The 10937-nt window shown below is 71.5% G+C and carries 12 protein-coding genes and 1 pseudogene; all 13 read right to left on the bottom strand.

The window, feature by feature from the left end:
- Positions 1-142 precede the first annotated feature (142 nt).
- Entirely contained in the window at positions 143-1408 is a 1266-nt protein-coding gene (locus AWW66_RS29285; RefSeq protein ID WP_067373138.1) for a tyrosine-type recombinase/integrase, read from the bottom strand.
- 17 nt (positions 1409-1425) lie between these two features.
- Positions 1426-1635, bottom strand: a complete 210-nt coding sequence (locus AWW66_RS29280) for a helix-turn-helix domain-containing protein (RefSeq protein WP_067373136.1) — start codon at positions 1633-1635, stop codon at positions 1426-1428.
- 524 nt (positions 1636-2159) lie between these two features.
- Entirely contained in the window at positions 2160-3761 is a 1602-nt protein-coding gene (locus AWW66_RS29275; RefSeq protein WP_067373134.1) for a YfjI family protein, read from the bottom strand.
- Positions 3758-4531 (bottom strand): DUF6884 domain-containing protein, encoded by a 774-nt coding sequence (locus AWW66_RS35005; protein WP_067373132.1) that lies wholly within the window; start codon positions 4529-4531, stop codon positions 3758-3760. The genes AWW66_RS29275 and AWW66_RS35005 overlap by 4 nt, the downstream gene beginning before the upstream one ends.
- Positions 4528-5427, bottom strand: a complete 900-nt coding sequence (locus AWW66_RS29265) for a bifunctional DNA primase/polymerase (RefSeq protein ID WP_067373130.1) — start codon at positions 5425-5427, stop codon at positions 4528-4530. The genes AWW66_RS35005 and AWW66_RS29265 overlap by 4 nt, the downstream gene beginning before the upstream one ends.
- Entirely contained in the window at positions 5420-5683 is a 264-nt protein-coding gene (locus AWW66_RS29260; protein WP_342671947.1) for a hypothetical protein, read from the bottom strand. The genes AWW66_RS29265 and AWW66_RS29260 overlap by 8 nt, the downstream gene beginning before the upstream one ends.
- Before the next feature lie 11 nt (positions 5684-5694).
- Positions 5695-5994, bottom strand: a complete 300-nt coding sequence (locus tag AWW66_RS29255) for a hypothetical protein (protein WP_067373124.1) — start codon at positions 5992-5994, stop codon at positions 5695-5697.
- Positions 5991-6200, bottom strand: a complete 210-nt coding sequence (locus AWW66_RS33150) for a hypothetical protein (RefSeq protein WP_245648536.1) — start codon at positions 6198-6200, stop codon at positions 5991-5993. Before AWW66_RS33150 ends, AWW66_RS29255 begins: the two co-directional genes overlap by 4 nt.
- Before the next feature lie 184 nt (positions 6201-6384).
- Positions 6385-8589, bottom strand: coding sequence for an FtsK/SpoIIIE domain-containing protein (locus AWW66_RS29250; RefSeq protein WP_067373121.1), 2205 nt, complete (start codon positions 8587-8589; stop codon positions 6385-6387).
- Positions 8590-8605: 16 nt separating this feature from the next.
- Positions 8606-9010, bottom strand: coding sequence for a hypothetical protein (locus AWW66_RS29245; RefSeq protein ID WP_083979137.1), 405 nt, complete (start codon positions 9008-9010; stop codon positions 8606-8608).
- The gene (locus AWW66_RS29240) at positions 9007-9429 is read right to left on the bottom strand and encodes a DUF3307 domain-containing protein (RefSeq protein ID WP_067373118.1); all 423 of its coding nucleotides are present in this window, start codon (positions 9427-9429) and stop codon (positions 9007-9009) included. The genes AWW66_RS29245 and AWW66_RS29240 overlap by 4 nt, the downstream gene beginning before the upstream one ends.
- An 89-nt stretch (positions 9430-9518) precedes the next feature.
- A complete protein-coding gene (locus tag AWW66_RS29235) occupies positions 9519-10490 on the bottom strand; it encodes a hypothetical protein (RefSeq protein ID WP_067373115.1) in 972 nt (323 codons plus the stop codon).
- Between the two features lie 172 nt (positions 10491-10662).
- A pseudogene (locus AWW66_RS34650) lies at positions 10663-10937 on the bottom strand (NUDIX domain-containing protein); the annotation flags it as partial.

Below are 10937 nucleotides of genomic sequence, written 5' to 3'. Positions count from 1 at the left end.
TTGGAAAGCGTGTTGGGTTCACACCCTCACGAGTTCGAATCTCGTATCCTCCGCTCGCTTGAGCAGCACGAACGACAGGGCCGGCCCCCGAAGGGACCGGCCCTGAGTCGTGTCTACGGTCGCTCTCGTCTCAGTTGTCGTCTCACTTGCCCTGTTCCGGCTGGTCGGGCGGCGGCTCGGCGGCCTTCTCCCCCGGCCCGCCCGGCGGGTCGCCCCAGAGCAGTCCGCCGAGTTGCTGCGCGATGTCCCGGCGTACCTGGTCGGTCATGTGCTGGTACCGGACGGCCATCGCTGAGTTGGACCAGCCCATGATGCCCATCACGGCGCGGCCGGAGACGCCGAGGACCAGGAGCACGGTGGCGGCGGTATGGCGAGCGTCGTGCAGCCGGCCGTCCCGCACTCCGGCGAGCTTGAGCAACCGTTTCCACTCGTCGTAATCCGTCGCCTGGTGGATCGCCTCGCCGGTCGGCGAGGCGAAGACCCACCCTTCGTCCCGCCAGAGTTGCGCGGCGGTTTCACGCTCGGCGTCCTGTTCTTTCCGGTGCCGCCGCAGCAGGTCGATCAAGGCATCCGGCAGACCGATCGAGCGTCGACCAGCACGCGATTTCGTGTCCGCCGCAACCGGGCGTTCGTTCACCCGCTCGGGGCATTGACCGTGCAACTTCTGTTCGCACTTGCCATCGCAGCCGTGCCGCCATTTCGGCCGAAGTAATGCCCGGCGGACGGTAAGCGATCCGTTGTTCAAATCCACGTCCGACCATTTCAAGCCCAGCGCTTCGCCCTGGCGCAGGCCGAGCGCCAGGGCCACCGCCCATCGGGCGCTGTTTCGCCGGGACGCTGCCGCACGAAGGATCGCCTGCACCTCCGGAACGGAGTACGGCTGCACCTCGGAATCCGGCAGGCGGGGCGGTTTAGCCAGCGCGGCAGGATTCCGGGCGAGGTGACCACGGCGAACCGCCTCGCCGAGTGCCGTGCGGATGGTCCGGTGCGCCTGGTGGGCGGTGCCGGCCGCGCTGCCGTTGTCCATCATCCGGACGTACAGCCGTTCCAGGTGTTCCGGTTCCAGGCGGTCAAGGCGGTGGGCACCGACACCGGGGATCAGATGCCGACGAACGGCGACCCGGTAGCCGTCAAGCGTGTTCGTACGGACCACCGGGCCGGCAATGTTCTCGACCCAGTGCGTTAGCCACTTCTCGACAGTCCAACGGCTTCCCGGCTTTCGAACCGTGCCGTTGTCGCGCTCCCGCTCTAGGGCGCGAACCTTGCGGATTACCTCGGCCTCGGTTTTCGCCTGAACATGCCGCCGGTCCGGCTTGCCATCGTCCTTGATGCCGACAGTTACTCGGCCATGCCAGTAACCATCACCACCCTTGTAAATACTGGATGCACCATTCGGCTTTCTTCCCACTCGTCAGGCTCCTTTCGTCAGGCGGCGTGGTCGAGTTGCGTCGGGTCGGACAGGAGGCTCTGCACGTACTCGTCAAGGCAGAAGGTGGGAACTCGGCGCAGGCGGCCGATGGTGACGGTGCGAATCTGGCCCGTCTTGATCAGGGCGTACATCGTGGTGCGGCCGATGCCGAGTCGTTCTGCGGCCTGCTCGATGGTCAAAACCACGCGGTTGTCGGGGGTGGTCATCGGTGGGTTTCCTCCCTCGGGATGGCGTCGGGGTAGATGCGCTGGAACATCGGGGGTCGGGGTAGCGCCAGGAGACGTGGCGGATAAGCAGCGCGTGGGTGATGGCGTCGAGTGGCGACTGTTTCAGCGGGTGTGCCGTGCAGCCTGATTGGCACGGTGGGTGCCTTCCGGTCGGCAACGGTCACTTGTGGAGGTACAGGGAGGTATCGCCGCAGATCGGCGTAGAGCGACCCGCTGAAAGCGCCGTAGGCGCAAGATTTCGGGTGTCCCGGTGGTGGGCATAGGGCGTGGCGCTCTCAGGCGCTCTCAGCGGGTCGCTTCCGGTCATCGGGGGCCGGTCGGGTAGCCGGTGCCGCCCGGTGGTAGGGCCGGGAAGCGTTGACACGTTGACAATCCGCCGACCTGCGGGCGTTTCCGCAGGTGGTGACGGGCGCGTGGGTGTCAACGGGGGCCGTTGACAGGCGTTGACACCCGTTGACACCGGGCGGGCCGGCGGGTGGGTTGTCAACGCCTGTCAGCGGCTGTCAACGCGGCCCGTTGACAGCCTCGCGTGTGTTCTGATCTGCTGAAACGTCGCTGTCGGGGTCGGGTGTCAGCGTGTCAACGCTTCCAGGCTCCTGTTCGGCGGTGGCGCGGGGGTGGAGTTCGTAGCGTCCGTCCGGCCCGTTGCGGACCCATCCGAGGGCGGTCAGTTCGGCGAGCACCGACGACACCTCATCGGACTTCGGGAGCCGGCGGGACACGCGGCGGTGTAGCTCGCGGCGGGTGAAGGTGGTCATGCCCTTGGTGGTGAGCACGCCGAGCACGTAGCGGGCGTTCTCGATCGTGGTGTCGCTGCCGATGGTGGTGAGCGCGGCCCGGTAGTGCGCGGCGAAAAACTCGGCGAGGCGTACGGCGTCGGTCATGCGGTCGGCGTCGATGGGGCGTCGCCAGGCGTCGGCGGGGTGGTGGGCAACGTGCAGCAACCCCGCCAACCGGAGGGTTGCTCCGGAGAGCTTGTTGCCCCATTCGCGCATGTCGTACAGGCTGCCGCCGGGGCGTAGCTCTGCCTCCACCTGTTCGGCGGCGACCCGCCGGACCGCGCCGGCCTCGGGCGTGAGGACGACGACGGCGGGGTCTTCCCACTCGGCGAGGGTGGCTGCCAGGTCGTGTATTCGCTGCCGGTAGCCGGCGGTCACCGGCTCGGCGATCGGCGGCGTGTCCACGGCCCGGTAGCCGGCGAGGGAGCGCGGAAGCGCGAACAGGAACCGGGCCGGCAGGCCACGTCCGGCGAGGTCGGCGTTGCCGCCGAACTTGCGCAGCACGGTGGGTTGCGCCATCACGCACACCGTGAGGGCCGGTTTCTCGACCGACGCGCCTTCGCGGGTCTGCCGTTCGTTGCTCATCGGCTGCCCGGCGTGACCCTTCAAGTAGGGGTCAAGGTTGGGTGCGCCGGAGTACCGGCCGGCGAGGGTGTCGAAGATGCCGCCTTCATCGCTGATGATCGCCATGCGTCCGCCGTTGGCGGCCATCAACCCGATCAGGGCCTCGGGTGTGGCGTCGTCCACGATGAGTTTGGGCAGGCTGGGAACGGTGATGGCCTCGGCGGCGATGGCGGCGGCGACCGCCTCGGCGGCGGCGTCGTCGCGCTTACCGGGGTCGGTGGCTTTCGCGGCTTGCGCTTTGGCTTGCTCGGCCTGCCGGTCGGCGATGTCGCGCAGGGCGGTGGCTTCGGCGATCCTCGGGCGTGCCGCCTCGGCCAACGTGGTCTGTGCGGCGAACAGGGGTGCGGTCATCGCCCGGTGCACGGGTGACTTCCGCTCGCCGGGGCCGGCGATGACGGCGGCGAAGATGTTCACCGGCTCCCGCCACCCCGCGACGGGTTCGACCTCCAACCGGCCACCCGCACAAGCAGAGAGCACGGCCACCGCGAGGGTGCCGGCCATGGCGGGGTCGGTCTGGGTAAACCGGGCAACGCCGGTCACCATGTCGCCCAACCATCGGGGAAACACGTCGACCGGAAACGGCGGCGGCGCGGCGGTCGGCCCGGTCAAGGGCACTGGAACATCCCACAGCGGGCCACCGGGTGGCGGTGGGTTGGTGGCGTCCTGGTGGTCGGTGACGAGGTGGAGGCGGGCGGCGGTCATGCGGCACGTCCTTCCGTGGGTGATGCGAGGTGGCGGTGGTCGGTGACAACCGGGGTTGTCGGTGCGCGCGCCAGCTCGGCGAGGCGGGCCATCTGTTCGGGCATCCCGCGTGTGCCGTCGAGAGGCCGGATGGCGTGAGGCCATACGGCAGTCACGGGGTCGGCGTAGTCGCGGCCAGCCAGCACGGTCACGGTGCCGGCCACGTCGATACCGAGGCGGCGGGCTTGCGCCCGGAGGGTCGGCACGGTGACCGCGCCGGGTTGTCCCATACGCAGCTCGTACGGCTCGATCACGGTGTCAGGGGTGACCAGGCCGTGACGGGCGGACAGGATGACCAGCCGGCCTCCGATGCGGTCGGCCACGCGGCGGCACGCCCGGTGGTAGCTGCCGGTGTACAGGCATCCTGCGGGGGCGGGTCGGTCGAGTTTGGCCGTGCCGCACGGCACGATCACCACCGCGTTGTTCCGGCCCTTCACGGTGGCCCGCATCCGGGCGTTCACCGGCTCGGCGTATGCCTTCGCGGCGGCCTGCCGGCTGGTACCCACGGCGCGGCCCACGTCGGCGTAGCTCCACCCGTCGATGAGCACCAGGTCGACCGCGAGCCAATCCCGTGCTTCCCGGCACGCGGCTTCGAGCGCGGCCAGCGCGGTCAGGACTTCCGAGGGATTCCGGGCGGCGGCCAGGTCGGCGGCCAGGTTGCCGACGTGGCCGGCCGTCGGGTGGAGCTGGGCCGCGCGGCGACAACCGGGGTTGTCACCGGGCCGGGTCACGCGGCCACCGTCCGGGGACGGCGGGCACCAGCGGCGAGGCCGGAACGGACGGTGCGGTACACCTCGGCGGGCCGCAGCCCCGCCGCCGCCCCGGCCTGTTCCAGCAGGGTTCGGGCGTCGTCTTCGGGCAGCGCGCCACCGGCTGCGAGTTGGCCGAGGGCCACAGCGGCGATGTACAAGGCGCGGTTACGTTCCCCGCTGGCCGCTGAGGTCACCCGCTCCACCTCGCGGGTGACGGCGGCGCGGACGTAGGCCCCGGTGCGGTTGGCGGGCAGGTCGACCACCACCGGCCGCTGCGGCGGCAACGGGGCCGGGGCGAGTAGCCCGGCGAGCCATGCGGGCAGCGGTCCGGGGTCAACGTCCAGATCGACCGTGTAGGGCCGACCGGCGACCGTGCTTCCGGCGCCCACGACGTACCCGCCGTGCGCGCGGGTGTCGACGGCCGGGCCGATGGTGCCGGCGGTGTTCCGCAGTGCCGGGCCGGCGGCGGGGTGGCGGTAGTAGAGGTGCGCGCCACCTCGGCCGGTCGTGACGGTGTACGTCGGGTCGACGGTCCCGCCGTGCCGGTCGGTCAGGGCGGTGAGGGTGTCCAGGCCGGACGGCCCACCGTCGGGGGTGACGTCCAGGTCGACCACGACCAGCCCGGACGGGCCGCACGCCACCCCGATGCCGTAGGGGCGGGTCGACCAGGCGCGGCGGATGCGGGTCGGGTCGGTGGTGGCGCGGTCTTCCCACCCGAGGTGTCGGCTGGCGGCGCGGCAGCGCGGGTCGCGGCCGGTGCAGTCGGCGGCAGCGTGGTCGGGGAAGGCGGGCCGCTTGTCGTCGGGCCGGAGGGGGAAGACGTGCCAGCCTCGTGCGGCGTGGTCGAGCGCGGTGGCGAGCAGGTCGTCAGGCACCGGGGGTCTCCTTCCATGCGGGGGCGCGTCGGGCGCGGGCGGTGTCGAGGTCGATCAGCGCCGCACCCTGCCCACCCCGGTCGACCGGACGGCCGGGGGCGGGGCGGGCGGTGGCGGTGAGCGCGAGCCGCAGGTAGACGCGGTGCCGTCCGGCGTCGACCCCGGCAAGCGGGTGCGGGTCACCGCAGAACACCACATAGGCGGCGGCGGTCAGGGCGTCGATGGCGGCGGCGAGTTCCGGCGGAGTGCCGGTCAACCAGACCTCCATCACCCGGCCCTCCGGGGTGCCGGCCGCGCGGCGATGCCCGCGCGGGTTACCGCCTGGCGGATGTCGGCGAGTAGCCCGACCAACTGTCGGCGGGCGGCCACCTCGGTCGGCGCGAGAGCGACCCGTAGCCGGACTTCGGCGTGGTCGCGGCCGGCGGTGCTCCGCACCCGCACGAGGACGGCGCGGGCACGGCCGGGCAGGTCGACCACCAACTCTTCGGAGCGGTGTTCGCCGAGGTTGCAGCGGTGATCCCGGCCGCACCAATCGGTGTGACCGGTGCGGGCGTTGCGGCGGGTCATCGCTTGCTCGCGTCGTACTCGTCGTGCAGGTGGTTGATGACGTGCCGGCCGACGCGCAGCCGGAGTCCGGTGCCGGCGCAGCGTCGGCAGTCACGGCGTGCGCGGGCGAGTCGGGAGCGTGCGCGGCCGGTGGCGTGGCAGGTGCGGCAGCGTCCGAACGGGGCAACCACACACGCGGTGAGGTAACCGAGCGTGACAAGGATCAAGGTGAGGCAGGGTAGGCTAGCGATCATGGCGCGGAAGTCCACAAGTGCCTCCACGGGCGGTTTCAGGGCGTAGAGCAGGTAGGGCGCTAGGTGGCTAGCGTCCTGATGGGGGTTGATGTGTGGGGCTAGCGGTGCCGCTAGGTCTAGCGGGTGCGCGGGGCTAGACCTAGCGGCCCGGATTGGGTTAGCTCGCCTTCCGTCGCCGGTCACGCTCGGTTACGGCGGTGGTGATGTCGTCGCGGTGGATGCCCTTGCGGTTGGCTCCCTTGCCGGTGGCCGGGTCGGTGCCCCAGACCTGCCGGCCGACCGGCACCCGGTACGGCTTGAGCGCCGCAGCCAACTGCGCCGGCTCCCACCCGCTGTAGATGTCGGGCCGCAGCTCGGCGAGCCGGGCGACGACGGTCTCTGACCACACCTTCGGCTCGCCGGCCGGGACGACGGTGAGGATGTCGTCCAACAGGGTGTCCGCCGGGCCGCCGGTCGGCTCCGGGGCCTGCCCCACCGCGTAGCCGGTCAGCGTGCCGGCAGCCTCGCGGAGCGCGTGAGCGCGGGTGACGACCTTCTCGACGTGCTCGGTCGCGGCGAGGTTCGTCCGCACGGTCACGGCTTCTTCCACCGCGCCGGAGTCGTCCGCGCCGAGCAGGATGCCCACCCCCTTGTGAGCGCGCTGGAAGCGGGACGAGTCGTAGCCGGCCGGGTACGAGCCGGCACCCAACACCGCCTCGGAGGACTGCCACGTCATCGTCTTCAACGCGAAGCGGGTACCGATGTTGTCGCGTAGGTCGGTTGGCACGGCCTTTCCGTCGGGTTTCTGCGTCGCCAAGAGGATGATGATGCCGACGGACGGGCCGACCTTGCACAGCTCGGTCAGCAGCTCCACGATCTCCTTGCCGTGCTCCGGGTGCCCGCTGTAGCGCTGGAACTCATCGATCGCCACGAGGACCGGCCACAGCTTCAACGCGCGCTTGTCGGCGATTTCCCGCGTGACCTTGGATTCGGGGCACAGGTCCGGGGGCAGGGTGGCGATGGTGTCGTACCGGCGGTTCATGTCCGCCACCAGCGCGCGGAGGTCTTCGACCAGGCCGAGCACCACGTCATCGCGTACGCCGTAGCCGGCGCGGTGGGCGATGCGCTCGAACGCCCGCCAGTCCTGCCCACCCTTGCCGTCATAGACGTGCAGTTCCACCGACGCATCCAGCGCGGCGGCCAGTACGGGCAGGCGGGCGGCGAACGTCTTGCCCATGCGCGGGATCGCACCCACCAGCAGAGACGTGAACATCAGCAGCAGCGGCACCGGCCGGCCACGCTGGTCCTGGCCGAACGGGAACGGCGCGAACACGTCGACGGTGCCCTTGTCGATCAGCGGCCACAGCCCCGACGCCTTCGCGTAGGGGTCTTCATCAGCGACCCACAGCGCCAACCGGCGCGCGGAACCGGCGGTGCCGCGTACCCGCTCCGGCCACACCTGCACCTCATCCAGGTCCAGGCCGGCGGCGAGGTCGGTGCGCTTCTTGAGCGCCTTCTCGGCGTTCGTCCAGTAGGGCAGGTCCACCACCGCCCGCCACCCCGGACCGTCGCGCATGATCGGCACCGGGAACGTGATCAGGTCATCGGGCTTACACAGCCCAGCGGCCAGGAACGCCCGCGTCACCACGTCGGCCGACAGCCGCCGCGCCCTGGGCGTCACCGCCGCCACGTCCACCAGCGGCTTGTCCTTCGGCGACCCGGCCAGCCCGAACACCGCCACAGCGGCGGTGAGCATCAACCACCGCTGCCACGACCCGGCCAGCACCGCCAGCACCGCCACCGTGGGCAGGCCGAGCAGCAGCACCGCCGACACCACCAGCGACCGCCACCGCACCCGCGCGTCACGCTGCCGCGACAGCTTGAGGTACAGCTCAGCATCCTCGCGCCGCACAGCGGCGAGACGGACGGGGATGCCCTCGGCGTCGGTCGTCCACCGCACGAGCGCGCCCAACAGGCGGGCGATACCAAACGGGGCACGCCACGCGAGCCGGGCGGCGTACTTCGGGGCGCGGGTCAGGTGGTAGAGGCTGACGTGGGCGACGTGCGACAGCGCCCACCGGCCGGCGGCGAGCAGCTCGCCACGCGAGCGCAGCCACGGCGGCACGATCGGCCGCCGCATCGCCGACCGGCCCGCCAGCACCGCCGCCATACCGGACGGCTCGGAAACCGCAGGCGGGTCCACCGGCGGCGGCACGTCGTCGTCCAGGTCGTCCGCCTCGTCGTCCAGGTCCACGGCGAACGACCGCACGTCGGGCTTGCGGCGTCGCGCGGCCAGGTCAACCACCTCGGCATCCGGGCCGGTGGCGGACACGTCCGCTTCGGCGGCCTGCCAGTCGAACCGGTCGTCAGGGTTGTTGCTCATGTCGGCTCCTTCCAGGTCAGGCGGCAAGTCGGGCGTCGATGAGCGCGAGGTCGACACGGTCCTTGGGCCGGCAGGTGGTGAGCTTCGAGCGGCGTACCTCGGCCAGCGGGGCGAACGGGATACCGGCGTGCCACTCGGCGGCGGCGATCAGGTCATCGGTGTCGAAGCCGGGTAGCCACCGGTCGGTCGCCTCGATCTGGAGCCGCACCATCTGGCCGTGACCGGACGGTGCCGGCACCGGGCGGCCCATGGCGGTCAGCCGTTCCCACGCCGCGCCCCGAGCGACCACTTCCAGGTCGCCGAGGGTGGTGCGCAGGTTGTGAGCCAGCAGCGGCCCGGACCCGAACACCACGAAGTCGCGGGCAGGCAGGTCGAGTGCGCGGAGCATGCGGATCAGCGGGTGCCGGTCGACGTGGTTCACGCGGCCACCACCAGCGCGGCAGCGAACAGGAACCCGACGTGCGCCGACTGGTCGAGGGCGTACAGGCCGCCCCCGCGCTCCAACCACGTCGGGTCCTTGCCGAGCCAGTCGGCAAGCCGCCGCAGCGGCACCCGCCGATCGATGACGTAGTGCGACACGGCCGACACCAGCAGCCCGGCCACCGTCTGCCCCACCGGCAGCGACAACCCGAGCAGCACACCAACCACGGTGAGCGCGGCGGCGGCGGTAGCGGTGTAGGTGACGACGTGAGCGATACAGGCGATCCGACCGGACCAGCCCGGCGCACCCTTGCAGGTCGCCTGATGCTGACTTTGAATCCAGTGGTCGCCCACCTGATGAGCGGCGTAGAGGGTGGCAAACACGGCGGCGAACACCGCCACCGGGTCAGATGCGAACATGGAAGCCTCTCCCTGAGGTCTGCGGACGGACGGGATGGGCCGGCGGCACAGCGGGTTTCCTAGGCCTTGGGCTGTGCCGCCGGGCGGGGCTAGTGCTGCTCGCGGACCAGGTGCGCCAGCGCCGCGCCCATGCCGAGGACGGCGACGGGGAGGCAGGCGACGGCGGTGGTGATCCACCACGGAGCCGACGTGATACCGGCGGCCACGAGCAGGTGGTAGGCGACCTGACCGAGCGCGCCGATCGCGAGCGACCCGAGAGCGGACCACTTGGCGAACCGGCGTGCCCGGTCCGGTACCCGGCCGGACAGCCACACGTACAGGGCGTACGCGCCGTAGGTCTCGACCCCGATCGGCAGCGTGATCGCGCTGTTGATGGAGAAGCTGTCCCAGATGCCCGGCAGCGGGTGAACCACCCCGAACCCGGTGAGTCCGCCGAGTCCGACCCAGCCGGACCAGATCGCCACGAACGCCGGCAGGGCGAGCAGCACCACCGGCCACACCACCGCCGCACCAGGCCGGGCGGGCGGGTCGGTCGGGGTGGGCGTGCCCGGGTGACTGACCGGCGTGACCTGCTCGACCGGCGCGGGCGGCGTGATCTCCGGCGCGGGGACCGAGCCCGGTTCGGCCGGCGGCGCGGACTCGGCTACGACCGGGGTAGGCAGCGGGTCCGGACCGATCGGCTCGACGTAGTCCCACGGGGCGACGGCCGGCACGTCGGCGCGCTGGAGCACTTCGCGCGCCAACTCTCGGAGGTAGTCCGACGCGGTCGGGTCGGCCGCGATCCGGCGCGCCGCGTCGGTAAGGTCGGCGTCGGTCGCGCCGCCCGTGCCGCCCCGAACGAGGTTGTAGGTCGCGGTGTCCCTGGCGGCGACCTCCCGGGCCTCATCCTCGATCAGCCGCGTACGCAGCTCGCTGGCCTTCGGAGCGCCGATGCGGTACTCGGTCATCAGCCGGTTGCGCGAGGGAATCTCGCCCAGCTCGGCGGTGAGCTTGCGAGCGGCGGGCAACAGCTCGGCAACCGGCTGCGGGAACTTCGTGCCGTTGATGGTCGGGGCGGTCATCGGGGGTCCTTCCGGTTGGCTGGTCGGGGGATCGGGAACGGTCGGTGCTCGCTGACGTTGTGGGCGCGGCCGGCGGCGGCGGTGCCGGTGAACCCGGCCGGGCCGGCGGTGTGGGACACATGCGGGCTGGTCGACCAGCGCGACCGAGTGCGCTTCGGCGGGTGGTCGGCCATCAGCCGGCCTGGTGGGTGTCGAGCACGTCGGCGAGCAGGTCGCGGTGGGCGGGGAACACCTGCCCGGCGTAGACCTCGGTCAGGTGGCGAACCACGCAGTCGTAGTCGACGGCGGGCACCCACACGGCGCGGCGGGCGTCGTCACGGCCGACCACGTCGGGGAGAACACGCCAGCCGTGACCGAGGTCGACGCGAACGGGGGTGGTGACCATCCAAGCCTCGTCGGAGGCGCGCGGGTCGGGCACATAGCGGGCCGGCAGCGTCTTCGCCCACG

The sequence above is a fragment of the Micromonospora rosaria genome (assembly GCF_001567585.1).
Taxonomy (GTDB): domain Bacteria; phylum Actinomycetota; class Actinomycetes; order Mycobacteriales; family Micromonosporaceae; genus Micromonospora; species Micromonospora rosaria.
This window is presented reverse-complemented; position numbering and strand designations above follow the sequence as displayed.

Coding starts and splice junctions, on each gene's coding strand:
- AWW66_RS29280 (WP_067373136.1), bottom strand. CDS start 1,635: ATGACCACCCCCGACAACCGCGTGGTTTTGACCATCGAGCAGGCCGCA.
- AWW66_RS29275 (WP_067373134.1), bottom strand. CDS start 3,761: ATGACCGCCGCCCGCCTCCACCTCGTCACCGACCACCAGGACGCCACC.
- AWW66_RS29255 (WP_067373124.1), bottom strand. CDS start 5,994: ATGACCCGCCGCAACGCCCGCACCGGTCACACCGATTGGTGCGGCCGG.
- AWW66_RS29250 (WP_067373121.1), bottom strand. CDS start 8,589: ATGAGCAACAACCCTGACGACCGGTTCGACTGGCAGGCCGCCGAAGCG.
- AWW66_RS29240 (WP_067373118.1), bottom strand. CDS start 9,429: ATGTTCGCATCTGACCCGGTGGCGGTGTTCGCCGCCGTGTTTGCCACC.
- AWW66_RS29235 (WP_067373115.1), bottom strand. CDS start 10,490: ATGACCGCCCCGACCATCAACGGCACGAAGTTCCCGCAGCCGGTTGCC.